Genomic DNA, 22845 nt, shown 5'->3' on the forward strand with positions numbered 1-22845 from the left:
TTACTCTCCTTTAGCTGCCAGCAGGGCGATGGCGGCATCGACCGAGACGGTCTGTTGCTCGGCCTGGCCACGCAGATATTTGATGGTGATCTCCCCGCTTTGCACCTCGGTCTCGCCGAGGATCAGGGCAATGGCCGCGCCGCTCTTGTCGGCACGCTTGAGTTGTTTCTTGAAGTTGCCGCCACCGCAGTGGCTCATCAGACGCAGGTCCGGCAGGGCGTCGCGCAGCCGCTCGGCAAGCTGGAAACCTGCCTGTTCAGTCCCCTCGCCCACCATGCAGAGATAGACATCCACCGCCGGGCGGATATCGGCGTTGAGCTCGAGGGTTTCGAGCATCAGCACCAGACGCTCCATGCCCATGGCAAAGCCCACGGCCGGGGTCGCCTGACCGCCGAGCTGCTCCACCAGACCGTCGTAACGGCCACCGGCCAGGACGGTGCCCTGGGCCCCCAGGCTGCTCGTCACCCACTCGAACACGGTGAGGTTGTAGTAGTCGAGACCGCGCACCAGACGCTCGTTCACCTCGTATTGGATGCCGGCGGACTCGAGCAGGCGCTTGAGCCCCTCGAAGTGGGCCAGGCTCTCTTCGCCCAGGTGATCGAACAGACGGGGCGCACCGACCAGGATGGCCTGCACTTTTTCGTCCTTGGAGTCGAGCACCCGCAGCGGGTTGCTGTACATGCGGCGCTGGCTCTCTTCGTCCAGCTCGCTCTTGTACTGCTCCAGGTAGGCCACCAGGGCATCCCGGTAGGCGGCGCGTTCGCTGCTCTGACCCAGGGTATTGAGCTGCAGGGTGACGTGATCGCTGATGCCGAACAGACGCCACAGGCGGTGGGTCAGCATGATGAGCTCGGCGTCGATGTCAGGCCCGTTGATGCCGAACAGCTCGACCCCGAACTGGTGGAACTGGCGATAGCGGCCCTTCTGGGGACGCTCGTGACGGAACATGGGGCCCATGTACCACATCCGGCGTTCCTGGTTGTAGAGCAGGCCGTGTTCGATACCGGCACGGACGCAGCTGGCGGTCCCTTCCGGACGCAGGCTCAGGCTGTCGCCGTTGCGGTCTTCGAAGGTGTACATCTCTTTTTCGACCACGTCGGTCACTTCACCGATGGCGCGCTTGAACAGATGGGTCTGCTCGACGATGGGCATGCGCACTTCGCTGTAGCCGTAGCTGGCGACGACCTGGCGCAGGATCTGTTCCACTTTCTGCCATACCGGGCTCTGCTCCGGCAGGCAATCATTCATACCGCGAATAGCTTGGATCTGTTTTGCCACGTTGATACTCGAGAAAAAGAGGTAAAATTTGGCCGCATTATAGGGATCTTCGGCCCCGAGGTAAAATCAGGGTGCCCGGATGCGGGATGTAAAATCAACAACCTAAAGCCGGGGCCACCCCAGGTGGCCCCTCAATGGTTCAACCTTTGTCCACCTGGATCTGGTTGGCCGGATCCAGCATGGCCGCCCGGGCGCGGATACGGCGCTCCAGGGTCGGGATGAGATCCTTGTTGTCGAGCCGGTCGACCCGCTGGCCCCCTTCGTAGAAGGCGCTCTTGTTGGCGGCGCCGGCAAGGCCGAGATCCGAGACCAGGGCCTCGCCCGGGCCGTTCACCACGCAGCCGATGATGGAGACGTCCATCGGGGTGATGATGTCCTCGAGCCGCTCTTCCAGGGCGTTCACCGTTCCTATCACGTCGAACTCCTGACGGGAGCAGGAGGGACAGGCGATGAAGTTGATGCCGCGGGAGCGAATGCGCAGGGACTTGAGAATGTCGAAGCCCACCTTCACCTCTTCCACCGGATCGGCGGCCAGGGAGATGCGGATGGTGTCACCTATGCCATCGGCCAGCAGCATGCCGAGCCCGATGGCGGATTTCACCGCGCCGGCGCGGAAGCCGCCCGCCTCGGTGATCCCCAGGTGCAGCGGCTGGTCGATCTGCTTGGCCAGCAGGCGATAGGCACCGACCGCGAGGAAGACGTCGGAGGCCTTGACGCTCACCTTGAAGTTGTCGAAGTTGAGGCGATCCAGGTAATCCACGTGGCGCATGGCCGACTCGAGCAGGGCCTCCGGGGTCGGCTCGCCATACTTTTCCTGGATGTCACGCTCCAGGGAGCCGCCGTTGACGCCGATGCGGATCGGAATGTTGTAATGACGGGCACAGTCGACCACGGCGCGCACCCGCTCTTCGTTGCCGATGTTGCCCGGGTTGATGCGCAGGCAGTCGGCACCGTACTCGGCCACTTTCAGGGCGATGCGGTAGTCGAAGTGGATGTCTGCGACGATGGGAATGCGGGTCTGCTGCTTGATGAGCTTGAAGGCTTCCGCCGCTTCCATGGTGGGCACAGAGACCCGGACTATGTCGGCACCGACCCGCTCGATCCGCTGGATCTGCTCGACGGTGGCGGCGACATCCGTGGTCTTGGTGTTGGTCATGGTTTGCACCGTGATGGGGGCGTTGCCCCCAACCGGCACATTGCCGACCATGATCTGCCTGGATTGACGACGAATAATGGGGGATTCGTGAGCGGACATGGCGGACAGATTACTCCTGCGGCAGTGAGAAGCGAGCAGTCCGGCCGTTGTTGTAACGGCTCATGTCGAAGGACTTGCCCTGGTATTCGAGATTGACCGCCATGGGCGCGCCAATGATGAATTTGAGTGGCTCGGGTCCTTCCAGCACAAGTTCGTCGTTCGCCTTCTTCAGACCGCTGAACAGGGTCTTGCCGTTGGCATCCTTGACATCCAGCCAGCAGTCGGCGGTGAAGCTCATCTTGAGCTGGGGCGCCTTGCCAGGTTCGGTGGCGGCCGTCTCTGTCGGCGCCAGGGTTGCCTCAGCAGATGAAGCCTCGGTAGACAGGGCGGCACTGGTCGCGGCAACGACCTCAGGCGCGGTGGCGACGGCGTCACTCACAACAACGTTAGTCGCCACGGCGTCGGAGGCCACTGGCAATACGGGGTCGGTCACGTCCACCGTGGGCGTCACGTTGGCGACCGACACTGTCTGCGCCGTGCCCATCTCGCTCGCCGCCAGGGCTTCATCCCCGGCGGAACGACGTGCCGTGCTCTGCCACCACCAGGCGATGGAGAGGGCGATCAACACCAGGATCACCAGCCAGGTCACCACCTTGAGCCGACTGTCGTTGGCTTGCTGGCGGGAGCGGCGGGAGAAGCTCTGCATGTCGATGTTATCGGGCGGCGTCAGCCCCAGCTTGTCGTAGGCCGCGAGTATGGTCTCCTCGGGAATGCCGACCAGCTTGGCATAGGCGCGCAGATAGCCGCGAATGAAGGTGTGGGACGTATGCTTGTCGTAGGTATCCGCCTCGATGGCGGCGATCAGGGTCAGACGAAGGTGAATGCGGGACGCAACCTGCTCTCGTGTCCAGCCAAGCTGTTCACGGGCGTTGCGCAACAGCTGGCCTGGGCCCACTGCCTGGGAGTCGTCTTGAAAATCGTGTGGCTGTTCAGTAGTCATTGGCTAAGTAACGCTTGGCTTGTTGCGAAGTGGGATATTGCCTTACCAGCTCAGTCCCGAATTGGTGAAGTAATGCCGGTTTGTCCATGGCCTGGGCCAGCCGCAGCCGGAGCCAGAGGCTCTCCTCGTTTTCGTCTGCCACTTCGGCAAAACGCACGAGATAAGACTGCACATCAGGCAGCTTGCCATCTTTCATGGAAAGCTCGGCCATGTCCAGCAATAACCTTGGATTGCGGGGATTATACCCCAAGGCCAGACGATAGTACTCGTTGGCCTTGTCATTTCTGTTATTTTGCATCGAGCAGAGCGCCGCATTCTCGTAGGTATCGGCGATCTTGACGTAATCTGGCTGGCTGACAGCCTGCAGGAATGCCTTCTCCGCCTCCTCGAAACGCCCGCGGTTGCACAGGAAGGCACCGTAGTTGTTCATCGCGTCAGCATTGGTCGGATCCATGGAGAGCGCCTTCTTGTAGTTCTCCTCGGCCGCCTTGAAATCGGATACCTGCTGGTAGAAATAGGCGAAGCCGATATAGACCTGAGGATTGCTGGGATCGTACTGGAGGGCCCGGTCAAGGTTGAACTTGGCCTGTTCGGCATTGCCCTGACGCAGGTATTGAATACCCAGATCGAGACGGGTCTGGGCAGCCGCCTTGAAGTCGGGACCCACTTCACGCTGGGTCGAATTCTGGCCAGCGTAAGTGGTCTCGGTGACACAGCCAGGCAGCGCGCAGAGCGCTGCCACTACGATCAATGTACGGATATCCATTTCCTGTCTATACAATGGCTTAGCGAGTTAAACCATTTTGACGGAAATCCCATCCTGTTGCATCCGATTTTTCATGGTGCGCTTGGTGCGGTCGATCACCTCCCCCACCAGCTGGCCACAGGCCGCGTCTATGTCATCTCCGCGGGTCTTGCGCACGATGACGGTCAGGCCGTATTCCATCAGTACCTTGGAGAAACGGTCGATGCGGCTGTTGCTCGGCTTGCCGAACGGGTTGCCCGGGAAGGGGTTGAAGGGGATCAGGTTGATCTTGCAAGGGGTCTCTTTGAGAACCTGCGCCAGCTCGTGGGCATGCTGCATGTCGTCATTGATATGATCGAGCAGCACATACTCCACCGTCACCCGGCCGCCATTGGCGTTGGATTTGGCAAGATAGCGGCGCACCCCCGCGAGGAAGGCCTCGATGTTGTACTTGTCGTTGATCGGCATGATCTCGGAACGCAACTTGTCGTTCGGCGCATGCAGGGAGATGGCCAGGGCCACGTCGATCTGGTCCCCCAGCATGTCCAGTGCCGGTACCACACCGGAGGTGGAGAGGGTGACGCGGCGCTTGGAGATGCCAAAACCGAAGTCATCCATCATCAGACTCATGGCCGGCACCACGTTGGCGAGGTTCAGCAGCGGCTCGCCCATGCCCATCATCACCACGTTGGTGATGGGGCGCTTGCCACCGACTACCTTGGCGGCACGCCAGACCTGGCCGATGATCTCGGAGACCTTCAGGTTGCGGTTGAAACCTTGCTGGGCGGTGGAGCAGAAGGTGCACGCCAGGGCGCAGCCAACCTGGGAGGAGACGCAGAGGGTCGCGCGATCCGCCTCCGGGATGTAGACGGTCTCGACTTCCTGATCCCCGACCTGCAGGGCCCACTTGATGGTGCCATCCGCGGAGCGTTGTTCACGGCTGATCTCGGGGGCCCGGATCTCGGCAATGGCCTTGAGACGCTCACGCAACGCCTTGTTGACGTTGCTCATCTGATCGAAGTCATCACAACCGGAGTGGTAGATCCACTTCATTATCTGATCTGCCCGGAACGGCTTCTCGCCCAGCTCGACGAAGAAGGCACGCATGGCATCCCGATCGAGATCCAGCAGGTTGGTTTTTGTTTCGCTCATCAAGGGCCTCAGCTCACACACTTCATAAATTATCGGCTGACCTACGTCAGGGGGCGGCATTGTACAAATAATGGGTCTGCCTTTCCACCTGGAGAATAAGTGGATATTGACCGAATGACCAAAAAACAAAAGGGAGCCGAGGCTCCCTTGATGATCTCCTGACGAAAATCAGCCGCGCGGGCAGATCTCGGCGTCGGAGAAGAAGTAGGCGATTTCACGGGCGGCAGAGGCCGGGGCATCGGAGCCGTGCACCGCGTTGCGATCGATGCTCTCGGCGTAGCAGGAGCGCAGGGTGCCAGCCAGAGCCTCTTTCGGGTTGGTGGCGCCCATGATTTCGCGATGACGGCGAATGGCGTCTTCCCCTTCCAGCACCTGTACCATGACGGGACCCGAGGTCATGAAGGCGACCAGGCCATCATAGAAAGGCTTGCCCTGGTGTTCGGCGTAGAAACCGGCGGCCTGCTCGCTGCTCAGGTGCAGCATCTTGGCGGCGACCACTTTCAGACCGGCGCTTTCGAAGCGGCTGTAGATGGCACCGATCAGGTTCTTGCTGACCGCGTCCGGCTTGACGATAGAGAAGGTACGTTCGATAGCCATTGAGTTCTTTCCTTAACTACAGAGTTTTATTGTAGGAATCCATGTTCGGCGGCGATTATACGTAAACAAAAAACGAAATAACACACAAAAAAGCAACTTTTTATTAAACAAAAAATTCCTTGAAACAACATGGTGACTCATCTTGTGCCATGGCACTGAGAAAAAACGTGAGCTTGTGCACGATCGTCACGCTAACCCGCTAAAACCCTATCTATTGCTCATATTCCCAGCACCGTTGAAAAGGGCACCCCGAGGTGCCCTTTCGCCTTGTCATGCCCCTCGGCGCGTCTCCGCCAGCAGGGTATGGGCTATGGTGCGCATCCCCAGAGTGTTGGCCCCGGGGGCCCAGAGGTTGTCACCGTTCTCGCTGAAACAGGCGGCCAGATCCACGTGCAGCCAGCCCCGCCCTTCATTGCCGACGAAGCGGGAGAGGAAACCCGCCGCGTTGGAGGCGCCGCCCGGACCACCGCCCGGCACCGGACGGCTGTTGGCCGTATCGGCATAGTGGGACGGGCACTGCTGGCGGTGCCAGGGCTCGAGCGGCAGCGGCCAGGCCGGCTCCTGCTCCGCATCCGAATAGGCCATGGCGCGGCTCACCAGCCCCTTGTCGAGGCCGAACAAGGCGTTGTAGCGTCCCCCCAGGGCCATCACGGCGGCGCCCGTCAGGGTGGCAGCGTCTATGATGAGGGGCGCACCGGATTCACCGGCGAGCTGCAGGCCGTCGGCCAGCACCAGGCGCCCCTCGGCGTCGGTGTTGACGATCTCGACCGTGGTGCCGTTCTTGTAGGTGAGGATGTCGCCCAGCTTGTAGGCATGGCCGGAGACCAGGTTCTCGGCGCAGCAGAGAATGAGCTTCACCCGCTTGTCGAGGCCGCGCAGTATGGCCAGCGCCAGGGCGCCGGTGACGATGGCCGCTCCCCCCATGTCATGCTTCATGGTGAGCATGCCCTGAGAGGTTTTCATGGAGTAGCCGCCGGAGTCGAAGGTGATGCCCTTGCCCACCAGGGCCGCCGCCACGGGGGCGTTGCGATCCCCGGTGGGGTTGTAGTCCAGCTCCAGCATCACGGGCTCGCGATCGCTGCCGCGGCCGACCTGATAGAGACCGACCCAGCCCGCCTGCTGCAAGGCTTCACCCTTGAGGATGCGATGGCTGATCCTGTCCGGCGCCAGCTCGGTGATGAAGGCCGCCGCCTCCACCGCCAGCTCCAGCGGCCCCAGCTGTTCCGGGGTCGCATTGGTCATCTCGCGCACCCAGCGCCCGCACAGCCAGCGCGCCTCCAGCTCCTCCCTGTCCTCTTCGGACGAAGTCGCCCACTGCAGCTCCACCTCGGCCTTGGGGGTCTGCAGTCCCTGGGCGAAGGCCCACTGCTGCTCGCGCTCCCAGTGACCGCACAGGGCGACCTTCTGGATCCCCTGACCACAGAGACGGCGGGCCGCCTGCTGGATGTCCAGCAAGGGGGACACCGTCACCAGGTGGATCACCATGCCATCGGCACGGTGGGAGAGCAGCGCCCCCTCGCCCCACTCGGGGGCGGCAAATTCACGGCTCAGCCAGATATTCATGCCGTCACCTCCTGCAACCAGCGGGCAATCATGGATGCGCAGGCCTGGCCTGCCGGCATCTGGCGCACTTCACGGCGCCACTCGTGATTCAAGCAGATGTTCATGCAGCAACCTCCTGCAACCAGCGCGCTATGGTGCGCAGACCGTGCCCCTTGGCACCGGTCGCCCACAGCTCGTTGCCGGATTTCTGATAGGAGGCGGCGAGATCCAGGTGCACCCAGCCCTTGCCCTCGTCACGGACGAAGCGCGACAGAAACGCGGCGGCCGTGGTGGCACCGGCGGTGCCTTCGGCGGAGGCCACGTTGCCCAGCTCGGCGAAGGCCGAGGTGAGCTGCCCCACATGCCAGGGTTCCAGCGGCAGCGGCCAGGCCTTCTCGTTCTCGGCTTTCGCGGCGGCCAGGGCGCGCGCCTGCTCCCGTTCGTCGAGGGCAAACACGGCGTTGTAGTCGCGGCCCAGCGCCGTCTTGGCGGCGCCGGTCAGGGTGGCGGCATCGAGAATGTGGGCGGCGCCGCTGTCGGAGGCCGCCAGCAGGCCGTCGGCCAGCACCAGGCGCCCTTCGGCGTCGGTGTTCTGGATCTCCACCGAGATGCCGTTCTTGTAGGTGAGGATGTCGCCGAGCTTGAAGGCGTGGCCTGAGACCAGGTTCTCGGCGCAGCAGAGGATGAGCTTCACCCGCTTGTCGAGACCGCGGCTGATGGCGAGCGCCAGGGCGCCGGTCACCATGGCGGCCCCGCCCATGTCGGACTTCATCGGCAGCATGTTGTCAGAGGACTTCATGGAGTAGCCGCCGGAGTCGAAGGTGATGCCCTTGCCCACCAGGGCCGCCACCACGGGGGCGTTGCGATCCCCGGTGGGGTTGTAGTCCAGCTCCAGCAGCACGGGCTCGCGCTCGCTGCCCCGGCCCACCGACCAGATCCCGATATGGCCGGCCTCCCGCAGGGCTTCCCCTGCGGTGATGCGGGCGGTGACCTGATCGCCACCCAGGCCGCGGATCAGCAGCAGGGCGGACTCCGCCAGGCTCATGGGGTAGATCTCTTCCGGGCAACCGTTGGTCACCTCGCGCACCCAGCGGGTCGCCTTGACCAGGGCCTCCAGCTCGCGGGCATCCGCTGCGCTCTGCTCGCCGAAGTCCAGTTCACGCTGCCCCTTGGCGGCATAGAAGCCCTGGGCGAAGGCGTAGCGACGCTCCAGATCCCAGCCCTCACCGGCCAGGCTCACCCCCTTGATGCCGCTCGATTCGAGTCGGCGGGCCGCCCGTTGAATGGTGCGCAGGGCATCCTGCTGCTGGACGCTGGCCCCCAGGTGGATCAGGGTCTCCTCACCACTGAAACTGAGCAGGGCGCCTTCACCCCAGTGGGCGGCAGCGGCCTGGGCGGATAACAGTACCTTCATCATGTCAGCCATCTTCTCTTGCTTCCTTTTTTCTTGGCACGATTCATTAACAGCGCGGGGTAACGGAGACAAAAAAGGCCGTTCCCCCGAGGGGTACGGCCTTCACCATATCATCACTGCACCATGGGATGCTGCACGCGCAATTCACTCATGTGTAATTAGCGGGTCAATCAATGACGCTCGGAGGCAAGGTTGATGGTGTACTTGGGCAGCTCCACCACCAGATCCTCGCCCGCCAGACGGGCCTGGCAACTCAGGCGGGATTCCGGCTCCAGTCCCCATGCCTTGTCCAGCATGTCGTCTTCCAGCTCATCGCTCGGCTCGAGGGAGTCAAACCCCTCCCGCACCACGCAGTGGCAGGTGGTACAGGCACAGGACTTCTCGCAGGCATGCTCGATCTCGATGCCGTTGCGCAGGGCGATGTCCAGTATGGTCTCACCGGTCGCGCCCTCGAGGGCGGCGCCGTCCGGACAGAGTTCGGGGTGAGGCAGAATGATCAGTTTGGGCATATTACACCTTGTTGACGTTTTGGCCGGTCAGCACCTTGCGAATGGACGCATCCATGCGACGGGCCGCAAACTCGCCACTGACGGCATCCGCCGCCTCGATGGCATCTTTGATTTGATTGGTTGTGCCGGTGGCACGCATGGCCAGCAGATGAGTGATCGCGGTGTCGATCTCGGCACGCTCAGCGGCATTGAGCAGCGCCTCGCCATCGGCGGCCAGCGCCGCATTGAGGCTCTCCACCACCCGATCGGCTTCGACCTGCTGCTCCGCCAGCATGCGGGCATCCATGTCCTGCTGGGCATTGGCGATGGAGGCGCTCAGCATGCTGAGGATGTCCTCTTCCGCCAAGCCATAGGAGGGCTTGACCTGGATCTCCGCCTGCACGCCGGAGGATTTCTCCATAGCGCTGACCGACAGCAGCCCGTCCGCATCCACCTGGAAGGTGACGCGAATGTGGGCGGCGCCGGCCGCCATGGGCGGAATACCGGTCAGGGTGAAGCGGGCCAGGGAGCGGCAATCCGCCACCAGCTCGCGTTCTCCCTGCACCACGTGGATGGCCATGGCAGTCTGGCCATCCTTGAAGGTGGTGAACTCCTGGGCGCGGGCCACCGGTATGGTGGTGTTGCGCGGGATCACCTTCTCGGCAAGCCCCCCCATGGTCTCAAGACCGAGGGAGAGCGGGATCACGTCCAGCAGCAGCATCTCGGCATCGGGCTTGTTGCCCACCAGGATGTCGGCCTGGATGGCGGCGCCGATGGCGACCACCTTGTCCGGATCTATGCTGGTCAGCGGCGTACGCTGGAAGAACTCCCCCACCAGCTCGCGCACCAGCGGCACCCGGGTGGAGCCCCCCACCATCACCACTTCCAGCACCTCCACCTGCTCCAGACCCGCATCGCGCAAGGCGCGGCGGCAGGCCAGCAGGGTGCGCTTGACCAGCGGCAGGATGAGCTCGTCGAACTGGCTGCGGCTCACCTCCCCCTGCCAGCCGGCAAAGGTGCAGGCAACGCGGTCGGCATCCGTCAGGCCGTGCTTGACCGCCGCCGCCACGTCCAGCAGCTCGCGCTGGGTGCGGGCATCGAGCTGGCCACTCAGGCCGGCTTGCTCCTTGATCCAGTCCGCCAGCAGGTGATCGAAGTCATCGCCTCCCAGGGCCGAATCGCCGCCGGTGGCCATCACCTCGAACACCCCGCGATGCAGACGCAGGATGGAGATGTCGAAGGTGCCGCCACCGAGGTCATAGACGGCAATCACCCCTTCCTGACCGGAGTCGAGGCCGTAGGCGATGGCGGCGGCGGTGGGCTCGTTGAGCAGGCGCAGCACGTGCAGACCGGCCAGACGGGCCGCATCCTTGGTGCCCTGGCGCTGGGCGTCGTCGAAATAGGCGGGCACTGTGATGACCACGCCGTCGAGGTCGCCCCCCAGGGAGGCGGCGCCGCGCTCGGCCAGTTTTTTCAGGATCTCCGCCGAGACCTGCACCGGATTGACCAGCCCCTGGCGGGTCTGGATCTGGGGCATGCCGTTGTCGGCGGCCACGAACTCGTAAGGCTGCTGACGGGTATCCATGTCGGCAAGCGCCTTGCCCATCATCCGTTTGACCGAGACGATGGTGTTGTGGGGATCGAGGGCGGCCTCGCGCTTGGCGTCAAAACCCACCCTGATGGCGGCGTCCTGGCCAGCTTGATAGTGCACCACAGAGGGCAGCAGATCACGCCCCTGCTCGTCACACAGGGTGTCGGCCTGGCCGCTGCGTACGGCGGCAACCAGGGAGTTGGTGGTGCCGAGATCGATGCCTACGGCACGTTTGTGCTGATGAGGTGCGGCGCTCTGGCCGGGCTCGGCGATTTGCAGTAATGCCATGGGTAATCACAATTCCAGCGTTAGAGGGTCAAGACTCGAACAGCGAGTCTTCGAATCGTTCCAGCTCCTCGAGGAGCTTGTCGACAAACTTGAGTTTGCGCACGCAATCGGCCGCCGCCAGATCTTCACCCGCGGTGAGGGCATCGGTCAGCCGTTGCATCAGAGACTGGTGATCATGCCTGATCTCGCGACGAAAATCTTCGATGGTCCCCTCAGGATCCGCTTCTCCTTTCAACTCAGCCAGGCGCTCGCGCCACTCCAGCTGTTGCATCAGGAAAGAGGTGTCTTGCAGGGTCTGTTGCTCGCCTCGAATGTCGGTGCCGCGCAGGGAGAGCAGGTATTCGGCCCGGCGCAGGGGGGACTTGAGGGTGGTGAAGGCATCGTTGATCTGGGCGGCACGCTGCACCGCGGCCAACTGCTCCCGCTCGGGGGCGGTGGCAAAACGATCGGGGTGAAACCGGGTTTGCAACTGGCGGTAGGTGTCTGCCAGCTGGCGGGTATCGAGCTCGAAGCCCTCTGCCAGCCCGAACAGCTCGAAATGATTCATTCTGTGTCCTCAGACTCGAAGGCTAGTGCCTTGCTCACCATCCATCTTGAACGGCAAAGCCGGCAGCAGGCTGCCGGCTTCATCGATTAGACGCTGAAGCTCTCGCCACAACCGCACTCGCCCTTGGCGTTCGGGTTGTTGAACTGGAAGCCCTCGTTGAGGCCCTCCTTGACGAAGTCCAGCTCGGTGCCATCCAGATGGATCAGGCTCTTGGCATCGACGATGATCTTGACACCGTTCTGCTCGAACACCTGATCCTCAGCGGCCAGCTCATCCACAAACTCGAGCACATAGGCAAGGCCAGAACAGCCGGTGGTCTTAACGCCGAGGCGCAGGCCTATGCCCTTGCCCCGGTTGGTTATGAAAGAGGAAACCCGTGCCGCTGCGGCATCTGTCATGGTAATGGCCATACTGCTCTCCGGACCTTAGAGACCTTTCTTCTGCTTGTAATCGGCGATGGCGGCCTTGATGGCATCCTCCGCCAGAATGGAGCAGTGGATCTTCACCGGTGGCAGGGCCAGCTCTTCGGCGATGTCGGTGTTCTTGATGCCGGCAGCCTCGTCCAGGGTCTTGCCCTTGACCCATTCGGTCACCAGGGAGCTGGAGGCGATGGCGGAGCCGCAGCCGTAGGTCTTGAACTTGGCGTCTTCGATGATGCCGTCGTCGCTGATCTTCAGTTGCAGTTTCATCACGTCGCCACAGGCCGGTGCGCCGACCATGCCGGTCGCGATGCTGGGGTCGTTCTTGTCAAAACCACCGACGTTGCGGGGATTCTCGTAGTGGTCGATTACTTTTTCACTGTAAGCCATATCTAACTCCTGCTAATTCCGTTGTTCACCAAACACTTGCCACGCTGGCAAGGATCAGTGATGTGCCCACTCGACCGTGTTCAGATCGACGCCGTCCTTGAACATCTCCCACAGGGGGGACATCTCGCGCAGACGACCGATGGAGTCGCAGATGAGCTTGATTGCGTAGTCGATCTCTTCCTCTGTGGTGAAGCGACCGATGCTGAAGCGAATGGAGCTGTGTGCCAGCTCGTCGTTCAGGCCCAGGGCGCGCAGCACGTAGGAAGGCTCCAGGCTGGCCGAGGTACAGGCCGAACCGGAAGAGACAGCCAGATCCTTCAGCGCCATGATGAGGGATTCCCCTTCCACATAGGCGAAGCTGACGTTCAGGTTACCCGGGACACGCTGGTCCAGATCGCCGTTGATATAGACTTCTTCGATGTTCTTGATGCCGTCCCACAGACGCTGACGCAGGGCCATGATGTGCTGGCTCTCGCTCGCCATCTCTTCCTTGGCGATGCGGAAAGCCTCGCCCATGCCGACGATCTGGTGAGTCGCCAGGGTGCCGGAGCGCATGCCGCGCTCGTGGCCGCCACCGTGCATCTGGGCTTCCAGGCGCACCCGCGGCTTGCGGCGCACGTAGAGGGCACCTATGCCTTTCGGGCCGTATACCTTGTGGGCAGACATGGAGAGCAGATCCACTTTCAGCGCTTCCACATCGACCGGGATCTTGCCCACGCTCTGGACCGCGTCCACATGCAGCAGGACCTTGCGGGAGCGGCACAGCTCGCCGATGGCGTTGATGTCTTGCACCACGCCGATCTCGTTGTTGACGTGCATGATGCTGACCAGGATGGTGTCATCGCGCAGGGCGCCTTCGATCTGCTCCAGGGTGAACAGGCCGTTAGGCATCGGCTCGAGGTAGGTCACCTCGTAGCCTTCACGCTCCAGCTGACGGCAGGTGTCGAGCACCGCCTTGTGTTCAGTCTTGGAGGTGATGATGTGCTTGCCCTTGCCAGCATAGAAGTGGGCTATGCCCTTGATGGCCAGGTTGTTGGATTCGGTCGCGCCGGAGGTGAAGACGATCTCGCGAGGATCTGCACCGATCAGCTCTGCCACTTGATTACGGGCCAGGTCCACCGCCTCTTCGGCCTGCCAGCCGAAACGGTGAGAGCGGGAGGCAGGATTGCCAAACAGGCCGTCCATGGTGAGGCACTGCATCATTTTTTCTGCGACACGCGGGTCCACCGGACAGGTTGCCGAATAATCAAGGTAAATAGGCAGTTTCATGTTTTTCTCCGTTACGACGGGGTCACACAGCGACTCGTCGTGGAAAGCACGTTTATAGTTGGACTTTTAAGCTCACATCACCGCGTTCTGCCCTGTCAACCAGGGACAACACGGTCTTCATTTGTTCATCTTGCTTGCCGGCGATGCGGCGCACATCGGCCTGACCGACCAGCTCCGCCAGGGTGATGTCCCCCAGGAAACTGGAAATGCGCTCGCTCAAATCACGCCACAGGGAGTGGGTCAGGCACTGGGTACCGCCGTGGCAGCCACCCTTGCCGAGACACTTGGTCGCATCGACCGACTCATCGACCGCGGTGATCACCTGACCTACCGAGATCTCGCCAGGGGCCAGGCCGAGGCGATAACCGCCACCCGGGCCGCGCACGCTGCTCACCAGTCCATGCTTGCGCAGACGGGCAAACAGTTGTTCCAGATAGGACAAGGAGATGCCCTGGCGCTCTGAAATATCAGCCAAGGGAACGGGCCCCTGCTCTGCATGCAACGCCACGTCTAGCATGGCTGTCACAGCGTAACGTCCTTTTGAGGTCAGTCTCATATGCCTTACCGTCTTGCGAACAAATCAATATGGGCACATGGTCACATACCCGACTAAAACAGTCAAGTATATGCTTGAGTAAATCAGTCGGGATTAATCCTGTGGCCGGGCTTTCTGCACCGAGGTGAGAATGCCACGCAGTATATTCAATTCAACCACTTCCGGCCGGGCGCGATTGAACAGACGACGCAGCTTGCTCATCACATGACCAGGGTGATCATCGGCAATGAAGCCTGTCTTCTGCAGGGTCTGCTCCAGGTGCAGATAGAAGCCTTCCAGCTGCTGCGCGCTGGGATAATCGGCCCGCTCCGCCTCTGCGCCCGCCGTGTCACTCCCCTGAGCCTCCAGCCAATGCATGCGCACCTCGTAGCAGAGGGTCTGCACCGCCATGGCCAGATTGAGGGAGCTGTAGTCGGGATTGGCCGGGATGGCCACGTGGTAGTGGCACTTCTGCAGCTCGTCGTTGGTGAGACCGGTGCGTTCACGGCCAAACACCAGGGCGACCGGGTGCGTTACCCCTTCCTTCACCAGCTTCTCACCCGCTTCACGGGGATCCAGCATAGGCCAGCTCAGGGTGCGGGATCGGGCACTGGTGCCGATGACCAGGCCGCAATCGGCGATGGCGTCGTCCAGCGTCTGGACTATGCGGGCATTGGCCAGCACATCACTGGCCCCCGCCGCCAGGGCGATGGCATCGTCATCTGGCAAGGCTTGCGGATCGACCAACACCAGCTGCGTCAGCCCCATGGTCTTCATGGCTCTCGCCGCAGACCCCATGTTGCCGGTGTGAGAGGTGTTTACCAACACGATACGAATCTGATCCAACATGCCCAGTCAATCTTCAGTCAAAAATGGCGCGCAATTGTAACATAACCAATCGCTATTTTGGCACCGCTTCTGACCCCGCATTTCAGAACAAAAGTGATGGTTCGTATAACCAACCGGCCTGAAGGCGGGAAAAGGGAGGGCTAACCTTAGAGGGTCGAGCCGCACTATCCGGAGTCACCCTCTCATGCTTCCCCCCTGGATCTATGAACAACTGCCGCTGCTTTACCTGCTGCTCTCCGCCGCGCTGTGGTCCTTTGCCCACTCCCCGCTGCTCTGGCTCGCGGCGACCCTGCTGTTTACCGTGGGTGCTCTCCTCTGGATGATGCGCTCCAACTACAGGCGCACCGATCTGGTCATCTATCCCGCCAAGCGCTGGGTGCAACCGGAGTGGTACTACGAGGCCCTGCCCTTCCTGTGGCTGGCGCTCGGGCTGGTGCTGCTGCGCCTGCCTGACACCACGGCCCTGCTCGCCCTGCTCCCCTGTCTCTGGGCTGGTCGCTGCCTGTGGGCCCGACGGCGTCACCGCCATCATGCCCGGGGACTGGCCCTGCAGCTGAGACGCGGCTCAGGCCATAGACGCGGGCAGCGGATCCTGCGCTGATCGCACCCGCGCTATCAGGGTGGCCAGATCCATCAGGGGATATTTCATCAGCCCGGGCAGCCCATCGAGATCCAAGCTGTCCATCAGGTTCTTCACCTCGAGGCCCAGCTCGGTATCCCCTTCTATCTTCAGCCTGCGCTGGAAGAAGAGGGAGTCCGGATCCTCCTTGCGACCGGCAATCAGGATGAGATCCTGGCTGCTGCCGCTGAAGCAGACATCGGCTCGCTCGCAGTCACGGGCCACCACCAGTTTTCCCTCTCGCTCGCTGACGAACCAGTAGAGATCGAGATCCGATACCTCGACTTTGAGCCACTTGCCCGCCAGGAAGGCGAAATCCCCGTCCTGGATGGCTTCCTTGAACGCCTGCGCCAGCAAGGCCTCCATCAGGTTTTGCTGCAGGGTGAAGGGCACCAGCTTGAGGGGATGACGCAAGAGACGAGGGGCCTGTTCGATCAGGCGGCGTTGCAGTTGTTGAAACACGATAAACTCCCAGTTTTTTGCCCATTCAAACACAGTGCAATTATCAGGATCCTGTTGAAAATCAAACTTGTGCCCACTTACCTCAAGAAGGGTAAAGCCACCTAAAGCTGCCTCAGGTCAAAAAGCGGGGGTCCAAGCCTGCATACAATCGGGCCACTTTTTGCATTTTTGCCCTCTCGGAGCGTACCCGATGGAATTACTCTGCCCGGCAGGCAGCCTGCCGGCACTGAAGACAGCCGTGGATAACGGGGCCGATGCCGTCTATATCGGCTTCAAGGATGACACCAATGCCCGCCACTTCGCCGGGCTCAACTTCACGGACAGCAAGCTGGAAAGAGCGGTGGACTATGTGCACCGGCACGGTCGCAAGCTGCACATCGCCATCAACACCTTCGCCCACCCGGGCTCGGATGCCAGATGGAAGCAGGCGGTGGACAGAGGGGTGGCGCTCGGTGCCGATGCCCTGATCATCGCCGATCTCGCCGTGCTGGATTACGCCAGCCGCCATCATCCCGACATGGAGCTCCATGTCTCGGTCCAGGCGAGCGCCACCAACGCTGCCGCCATCCGCTTCTACCAGCAGCACTTCAACGTCGGCCGGGTGGTGCTGCCACGGGTGCTCTCCATGCACCAGGTCAGGCAGCTGGCCCGCGAGACCGATGTCGGCCTCGAGGTGTTCGCCTTCGGCAGCCTCTGCATCATGGCGGAGGGGCGCTGCTATCTCTCCTCCTACATGACGGGCGAAAGCCCCAATACCGTGGGTGCCTGCTCTCCCGCCAAGTTCGTGCGCTGGGAAGAGACCCCCCGCGGTCTCGAATCCCGTCTCAACGAGGTGCTGATCGATCGCTACGGCCCGGGGGAAAACGCCGGCTACCCGACCCTGTGCAAGGGGCGTTTCGAGGTGGATGGCCAGACCTACCACGCCCTGGAGGAGCCTACCAGCCTCAACACCCTCGGCCTCTTGCCCGAGCTGTTCCAGACCGGGATCCAGTCGGTCAAGATCGAGGGCCGCCAGCGCAGCCCCGCCTATGTCGAACAGGTGACCCGGGTCTGGCGCGCCGCCATCGACGCCTATCAGGCCAACCCCGACGCCTACAGCGTCAAGAGCGAGTGGGATGCCCAGCTTGCCCGCGTCTCCGAGGGAAGCCAGACCACCCTCGGCGCCTATCATCGCCAGTGGCAATAAAAGGAGCACATCATGCAATTCTCTCTCGGGCCCCTGCTCTTCTACTGGCCCAAGGCCGATACCCAGGCCTTCTATGAGGCGGCGGCGCAGAGCCAGGCCGACATCATCTATCTGGGCGAGACGGTGTGCAGCAAGCGCCGCGAACTGAAAGGGGATGACTGGATTGCCCTGGCCCGCCAGGTGGCGAGCTCGGGCAAGCAGGCCGTGCTCTCCACCCTGGCGCTGATCTCGGCGCCGTCTGAGCTCAAGGAGGTCAAGCGGCTGGTCGACAACGGCGATCTCATGATCGAGGCCAACGATCTCGGCGCCGTTCAGCTCGCCTGGGAGGCGGGGCTGCCCTTCGTGTGTGGCCCGGCCATCAATGCCTACAATGCCGAGGTGCTGCGCATGCTGCTCAAGCAGGGGATGCGGCGCTGGGTGATGCCGGTGGAGCTCTCTCGCGACTGGCTGGTACAGCTCAGCCAGGATCTGGGGCCGGCCCGCCAGCAGTTCGAGGTGGAGGTGTTCGCTTACGGCCACCTGCCGCTCGCCTATTCGGCGCGCTGTTTTACCGCCCGCTCCCTCGACAAGCCCAAGGACAACTGCGAGCTCGCCTGCATCCACTACCCCACAGGGCGCCTCGCCAGCAGCCGCGAGGGGCAGAAGGTGTTCAATCTCAACGGTATCCAGACCCAGTCCGGCTACTGCTACAACCTCGGCAACGAGCTCGAAGGCATGGCGGGACTGGTGGACGTGGTGCGCCTCTCCCCCGAAGGGATAGAGACACTCGACATGCTGGCCCGTTTCAAGGCCAACCAGCAGGGTCAGGCCCCCCTCCCCCTGCAGCAGGAGCGGGACTGCAACGGTTACTGGCGGCAGATCCCTGGCATGAGCCTGGTGGAATAACAGTGGAATGACACCCGCATCCCCCAGCAGCAGACAGCAAAAAGGCCTCATCAAGAGGCCTTTTTCACTGAGGGCGGATGCCCTTCTCACGCTTTGCTGTTTTTGCCCTGGGCACCCGGCGGCAAGGGTTTGCGCGCCATCAGCTCCAGCTCGAGCAGGGCATAGCGATGCTCGATGAAGTCATAGACGTTGTTGGCCAGCGCCAGCTTGAAGTAGCTGATGGCTTCCTTGCGGTTGCCCTTGGCCAGCTCGAACTTGCCGAGGTAGAAGTAGGTTTCGCACAGGCGCTCGGCGAGCTCCCGGTTGTCCTTCACCCCTTTCACCACGTTGCCCATCAGCTGGGTGGCGTTGATCTCGCCGGTATAGAGGCGGACCAGATCCCAGTTCCAGGCGTCGTCGTCATACTTGTTGAGCCGCTCGCGCATCCGGCTCATGGCCGCCGGCCCGTTGAGCTTCTGCTCGGCCAGATAGAGCCAGATCACCCGGTAGGGATCTTCCGGCTGCGCCTCGTAGAAACGCTTCATGTCGGCGGTGGCCAGCTCGGGCCTGTTGCCGTAATAGAGCGCTATGCCACGGTTGAGGTAGGCGTAATCGTAATCCGGGGCGAGCTCGAGTGCCGAATCGAATGCCTCATAGGCCTCGTCATAGTTCTGTTGCTGAACCAGATAGACACCGATGAAGTTGTAAGCCTCGGCAAAGTCGGGCTTCTCCCGCAGGGCGCGGTTGAAGTCGAGCCGAGCGAGGGAACGAAGGCCAACCCGGTCAAACACCACGGCACGCTCATAGAAGAGTTCGGCGCGCTGTTCGGTCGTCAATTCCATTTCACTGAGCATCTGCCCGAGTCGCGCCAAGGCCAACTCGCTCTGGTAGGAGACCTGCAAGGGGGTCGCCAATACCAATGAAGCGGGTTGCGGCTTGGGAACTTGAGGCGCTGTAACCTGACTGCTACTGCTGCATCCCCACATGGGGAGCAACAACAGGATACCGGTGAGGTATCCAATCCCTATCCTGACGTTCAATGAACACTCCGACGCTTACGCTTGACCCCGCATATGGTAAAGGTCAACCGGCCTTTTGTCATGTGGCGCAACCCCTATCCCTCAAATAAATCAGGATTCGACAGGGTATCCGGCATCACGCCAACCACGAAAGCCTCCATCGACGCTGACCACCCGGGAATACCCCATCTTCCGCAGGTTGTCCGCCGCCAGGATGGAGCGAAATCCCCCACCACAATAGAGGTAGAGCTCGGTGTCGGGATCGGGAAAACGGGTCTCGATGTCCCGCTCCATCACACCGCGGCCCAGGTGTTCGGCCCCCGGCAGGTGCCCGGTCGCCCACTCGTTATCTTCCCGCACATCGATCAGATGAAAAGCACGGCCTTCTTCCTGCCAGCGCCTGATCTGGTGCACGTCGGTTTCCCGTATCTGCGGGCGAATGGCCTCTACCAGGGCCAGAAAACGGGGATTGTGTTGCATGGCTTGCTCCTTGCGTTAATGAGGATGGGGGCTGGGGAGCATAATGACTCAGCCGCTCCCCAAGAGAAAGGGCGCCTTGTGGCGCCCTTGTCTGTTACGGCAGGATCTCTTGCTGATCCGCCCCTTCTTTTTCCACCTGGGTCGGCAGCATGTGCTCCCGCTTGACCCCGAAGAACATGGCAGAGGCACTCGCCACATAGATGGAGGAGTAGGTCCCGAAGGCCACCCCTATCACCATGGCGATGGCAAAACCGTGGATCAGCGGGCCACCCTTGAGCAGCAGCGCCACCACCACCACGAAGGTCAACCCCGAGGTGATGATGGTCCGGCTCAGGGTCTCGGTCATGGAGAGATCCATGATCTCCGCGGTATCCCCCCGACGCACCTTGCGGAAATTCTCCCGCACCCGGTCGAACACCACTATGGTGTCGTTCAGGGAGTAGCCCACCAGGGTCATCAGCGCCGCCAGCACGGTCAGGTCGAACTCGTACTGGAAGTAGGCGAAGATGCCGAGGGTGATGATGACGTCGTGGGCCAGGGAGAGGATGCCCCCCATGGCCAGACGCCACTCGAACCGCACCGCCACGTAGGCCAGGATACAGAGGATGGAGGCCAGCATGGCCAGGGCACCGTCTGTCGCCAGCTCGTCACCCACCGAAGGACCGACGAACTCGACCCGCTTGAGCACGGCGCCCTCGTCGATCAGCTTGGCGGCTGCCAGTACCTCGTTGCCCTGCTGCTCGACCTTGACCCCCTCTTGGGGAGCCATGCGCACCAGCACGTCGCGGCTGGAGCCGAAGAACTGCAGGGTCGCCCCTTCAATCTTCTGCTCGTCCAGCGCTTCGTGCATCTTGTCCAGGCTCACCGATTGCTGGAAGCCCACCTCGATGGTGGTGCCCCCGGTAAAGTCCAGCCCCCAGTTCAGGCCACGATCGAACAGGCAGAACAAGGCGAGCATCGTCAGCAAGGCAGAGAACACCATTCCCGACTTGGCGAAACGCATGAAGGGGATGGGCTTTTCAAAATGTAGGATCTGAAACATGTCTCTTCCTTAGATCGGCAGCTTGTCGATGCGCCGTCCGCCCCAGGCCAGGTTGATGATGGCGCGGGATACAGTAATGGCCGTAAACATGGAGGCGGTCAGACCTATGCCCAGGGTCAGGGCGAAGCCCTTGATGGCGCCGGTGCCGATGCCAAACAGGATCACACAGGTGATGAGCGAGGTAACGTTCGAGTCGGCGATGGTCGAGAAGGCGCGGTCAAAGCCCATGTGGATGGCCTGCTGCACCCCGCGGCCGTTGCGGATCTCTTCACGAATACGCTCGTAGATCAGCACGTTCGCATCCACCGCCATGCCCAGCGTCAGTACGATACCGGCGATACCCGGCAGGGTCATGGTGGCCCCCGGTATCATCGACATGATGCCGACGATCAGCACCAGGTTCATGGAGAGGGCCAGATTGGCCACCCAACCGAACGCACGGTAGTAGATCCCCATGAACAGCACTATCACCAGCATGGCCCAGCCGATGGCTTCCATCCCGCTGTCGATGTTCTGCTGACCCAGGCTCGGGCCTATGGTGCGCTCTTCGACGATCTGGATGGGGGCTATCAGAGCACCGGCACGCAGCAGCAGCGCCAGGTTGTGGGCTTCGTTGGCGTTGTCGATGCCGGTGATGCGGAACTGGCTGCCAAGGCGCGACTGGATGGTGGCGACGTTGATCACCTCCTCCTGCTTGCGGAACTTGCGCTTGCCGTCCGGACCGGGTTGACCTACCGGCTTGTACTCGATGAAGACGGTGGCCATGCCCTTACCGACGTTGTCCTTGGTAAAGTTGGCCATCTTGTTGCCACCCTGGCCATCGAGCTTGATGTTGACCTGGGGACGACTGTATTCATCGAAACCGGACTGGGCACCCACTATGTGGTCACCGGTCAGGATCACGCGCTTTTGCAGCACCACGGGACGACCGTTGCGATCGTTGTAGACCTTGGAGCTCGGCGGCACCCGGCCCGCGGCCGCGGCCTGGATGTCGGCGGCCTCATCGACCATGTGGAACTCCAGGGTGGCGGTGGCCCCCAGGATCTCCTTGGCACGGGCGGTGTCCTGGATACCGGGCAGCTCCACCACGATGCGCTCGGCACCCTGCTGTTGTACCAGCGGCTCGGCCACACCCAGCTCGTTCACCCGGTTACGGATGATGGTGATGTTCTGCTCGAGGGCGTACTTCTTCACTTCCTTGATCTTGGCTTCACTCAAGCCGGCCAGCAGGATGAAGTCATCCCCTTTCTGCTCGGTGGTGAAGGTGAGATCCGGATTCTGCCGACGCAGGAAAGAGGCCGCCTTGGCCTGATCGGCCTCCTCGCGGAACACCACCTGCACCTGATCACCCACCCGGCGCACGCCGGAGTAACGGATCTTCTGGGTGCGCAGCTCGGAGCGGAAATCCTGCACCATCTGCTCTTGCTGCTTGGTCAGCGCCTCGGCCATGTCCACTTCCATCAGGAAGTGCACACCACCGCGCAGGTCCAGACCCAGCTTGAGGGGAGCGGCGCCGATGGCTTCGAGCCAGGCAGGGGTGGAAGGTGCCAGGTTGAGGGCAGTGATGAAGTTGTCGCCCAGCTTGTTGGCGACGATGTCACGTGCCTTGAGCTGGTCTTCGGTGTTGGTGAACCGGATCAGGATGAAACCGTGTTCGAACGCAGCATGTTTGACCGGGATCTGAGCCGCTTCGAGCGTCTCCTTCACCTGATCGAGCGTCTCTAGTTTGACTTCGGCACCACGGCTGGCAGATACCTGCAAGGCCGGGTCTTCGCCGTAAAGATTGGGGGCTGCATATAGAAAACCGATGGCGATCACGACGATCACCATCAGGTATTTCCACAGCGGATAGCGATTTAACACGCTGTGCTCCT

Annotated in this window: 24 protein-coding genes; 3 read left to right on the plus strand and 21 right to left on the minus strand. The window is 61.9% G+C overall.

The genetic code is table 11. The features are described 5' to 3' along the window. From hisS to trmJ, 16 genes are all read right to left on the minus strand, one after another. Window positions 1–1278 (minus strand): histidine--tRNA ligase, encoded by a 1278-nt coding sequence (gene hisS / locus ACWPWQ_RS09855; protein WP_429107665.1) that lies wholly within the window; start codon window positions 1276–1278, stop codon window positions 1–3. Between the two features lie 139 nt (window positions 1279–1417). After that, complete coding sequence (ispG, locus tag ACWPWQ_RS09860; RefSeq protein WP_163137811.1) at window positions 1418–2533, minus strand: flavodoxin-dependent (E)-4-hydroxy-3-methylbut-2-enyl-diphosphate synthase; 1116 nt, start codon at window positions 2531–2533, stop codon at window positions 1418–1420. A gap of 10 nt (window positions 2534–2543) precedes the next feature. Further along, window positions 2544–3473, minus strand: coding sequence for a RodZ domain-containing protein (locus ACWPWQ_RS09865; protein WP_454009672.1), 930 nt, complete (start codon window positions 3471–3473; stop codon window positions 2544–2546). Beyond that, window positions 3463–4254 (minus strand): PilW family type IVa pilus biogenesis/stability lipoprotein TapF, encoded by a 792-nt coding sequence (gene tapF, locus ACWPWQ_RS09870; RefSeq protein WP_025327234.1) that lies wholly within the window; start codon window positions 4252–4254, stop codon window positions 3463–3465. Before tapF ends, ACWPWQ_RS09865 begins: the two co-directional genes overlap by 11 nt. Window positions 4255–4266: 12 nt before the next feature. Further along, on the minus strand, window positions 4267–5370 hold the full coding sequence (locus tag ACWPWQ_RS09875; protein ID WP_202045940.1) for a bifunctional tRNA (adenosine(37)-C2)-methyltransferase TrmG/ribosomal RNA large subunit methyltransferase RlmN: 1104 nt from the start codon (window positions 5368–5370) through the stop codon (window positions 4267–4269). Between the two features lie 168 nt (window positions 5371–5538). Continuing rightward, window positions 5539–5967, minus strand: coding sequence for a nucleoside-diphosphate kinase (ndk, locus tag ACWPWQ_RS09880; protein ID WP_005324280.1), 429 nt, complete (start codon window positions 5965–5967; stop codon window positions 5539–5541). Window positions 5968–6237: 270 nt separating this feature from the next. Continuing rightward, window positions 6238–7530 (minus strand): aminopeptidase PepB, encoded by a 1293-nt coding sequence (gene pepB / locus ACWPWQ_RS09885; protein ID WP_454009673.1) that lies wholly within the window; start codon window positions 7528–7530, stop codon window positions 6238–6240. A gap of 100 nt (window positions 7531–7630) precedes the next feature. Continuing rightward, a complete protein-coding gene (gene pepB / locus ACWPWQ_RS09890) occupies window positions 7631–8935 on the minus strand; it encodes an aminopeptidase PepB (protein WP_139434251.1) in 1305 nt (434 codons plus the stop codon). Between the two features lie 158 nt (window positions 8936–9093). Beyond that, complete coding sequence (fdx, locus tag ACWPWQ_RS09895; RefSeq protein ID WP_454009674.1) at window positions 9094–9432, minus strand: ISC system 2Fe-2S type ferredoxin; 339 nt, start codon at window positions 9430–9432, stop codon at window positions 9094–9096. 1 nt (window position 9433) lies between these two features. Beyond that, window positions 9434–11290, minus strand: coding sequence for a Fe-S protein assembly chaperone HscA (hscA, locus tag ACWPWQ_RS09900; protein ID WP_454009675.1), 1857 nt, complete (start codon window positions 11288–11290; stop codon window positions 9434–9436). A gap of 28 nt (window positions 11291–11318) precedes the next feature. Next, on the minus strand, window positions 11319–11837 hold the full coding sequence (gene hscB / locus ACWPWQ_RS09905; protein WP_454009676.1) for a co-chaperone HscB: 519 nt from the start codon (window positions 11835–11837) through the stop codon (window positions 11319–11321). A gap of 86 nt (window positions 11838–11923) precedes the next feature. Beyond that, window positions 11924–12247, minus strand: coding sequence for an iron-sulfur cluster assembly protein IscA (gene iscA / locus ACWPWQ_RS09910; RefSeq protein ID WP_005324290.1), 324 nt, complete (start codon window positions 12245–12247; stop codon window positions 11924–11926). 15 nt (window positions 12248–12262) lie between these two features. Continuing rightward, window positions 12263–12646 (minus strand): Fe-S cluster assembly scaffold IscU, encoded by a 384-nt coding sequence (iscU, locus tag ACWPWQ_RS09915; RefSeq protein ID WP_005299770.1) that lies wholly within the window; start codon window positions 12644–12646, stop codon window positions 12263–12265. A 54-nt stretch (window positions 12647–12700) separates the two neighbouring features. Further along, a complete protein-coding gene (locus ACWPWQ_RS09920) occupies window positions 12701–13915 on the minus strand; it encodes an IscS subfamily cysteine desulfurase (RefSeq protein ID WP_247626398.1) in 1215 nt (404 codons plus the stop codon). Window positions 13916–13967: 52 nt separating this feature from the next. Then, on the minus strand, window positions 13968–14471 hold the full coding sequence (iscR, locus tag ACWPWQ_RS09925) for a Fe-S cluster assembly transcriptional regulator IscR (RefSeq protein WP_025327241.1): 504 nt from the start codon (window positions 14469–14471) through the stop codon (window positions 13968–13970). Window positions 14472–14564: 93 nt separating this feature from the next. Further along, entirely contained in the window at window positions 14565–15299 is a 735-nt protein-coding gene (gene trmJ / locus ACWPWQ_RS09930) for a tRNA (cytosine(32)/uridine(32)-2'-O)-methyltransferase TrmJ (protein ID WP_454009677.1), read from the minus strand. Window positions 15300–15483: 184 nt separating this feature from the next. Here trmJ and ACWPWQ_RS09935 point away from each other — a divergent pair, with 184 nt between their 5' ends. Further along, on the plus strand, window positions 15484–15900 hold the full coding sequence (locus ACWPWQ_RS09935; RefSeq protein WP_454009678.1) for a hypothetical protein: 417 nt from the start codon (window positions 15484–15486) through the stop codon (window positions 15898–15900). Here the strand turns inward: ACWPWQ_RS09935 and ubiT are convergent. Next, window positions 15865–16380 (minus strand): ubiquinone anaerobic biosynthesis accessory factor UbiT, encoded by a 516-nt coding sequence (ubiT, locus tag ACWPWQ_RS09940; protein WP_454009679.1) that lies wholly within the window; start codon window positions 16378–16380, stop codon window positions 15865–15867. The two genes, ACWPWQ_RS09935 and ubiT, sit on opposite strands and share 36 nt — an antisense overlap. A 190-nt stretch (window positions 16381–16570) precedes the next feature. Here ubiT and ubiU point away from each other — a divergent pair, with 190 nt between their 5' ends. Both ubiU and ACWPWQ_RS09950 read left to right on the plus strand, forming a co-directional pair. After that, complete coding sequence (ubiU, locus tag ACWPWQ_RS09945; protein WP_139434245.1) at window positions 16571–17566, plus strand: ubiquinone anaerobic biosynthesis protein UbiU; 996 nt, start codon at window positions 16571–16573, stop codon at window positions 17564–17566. A 12-nt stretch (window positions 17567–17578) separates the two neighbouring features. Continuing rightward, complete coding sequence (locus tag ACWPWQ_RS09950; RefSeq protein ID WP_454009680.1) at window positions 17579–18451, plus strand: U32 family peptidase; 873 nt, start codon at window positions 17579–17581, stop codon at window positions 18449–18451. 86 nt (window positions 18452–18537) lie between these two features. Here the strand turns inward: ACWPWQ_RS09950 and nlpI are convergent, their stop codons facing one another. The 4 genes from nlpI to secD form a co-directional block, all read right to left on the minus strand. Beyond that, on the minus strand, window positions 18538–19470 hold the full coding sequence (nlpI, locus tag ACWPWQ_RS09955; RefSeq protein ID WP_307764782.1) for a lipoprotein NlpI: 933 nt from the start codon (window positions 19468–19470) through the stop codon (window positions 18538–18540). A 90-nt stretch (window positions 19471–19560) separates the two neighbouring features. Further along, a complete protein-coding gene (locus ACWPWQ_RS09960) occupies window positions 19561–19929 on the minus strand; it encodes a rhodanese-like domain-containing protein (protein ID WP_139434243.1) in 369 nt (122 codons plus the stop codon). Between the two features lie 94 nt (window positions 19930–20023). Further along, window positions 20024–20971 (minus strand): protein translocase subunit SecF, encoded by a 948-nt coding sequence (gene secF / locus ACWPWQ_RS09965; RefSeq protein ID WP_139434242.1) that lies wholly within the window; start codon window positions 20969–20971, stop codon window positions 20024–20026. A gap of 9 nt (window positions 20972–20980) precedes the next feature. Then, window positions 20981–22834: a protein translocase subunit SecD gene (gene secD, locus ACWPWQ_RS09970; protein WP_025327250.1), complete on the minus strand. Its 1854-nt coding sequence runs from the start codon at window positions 22832–22834 to the stop codon at window positions 20981–20983. Window positions 22835–22845: the final 11 nt, after the last annotated feature.

This window comes from Aeromonas sp. Marseille-Q7275 (assembly GCF_965119515.1).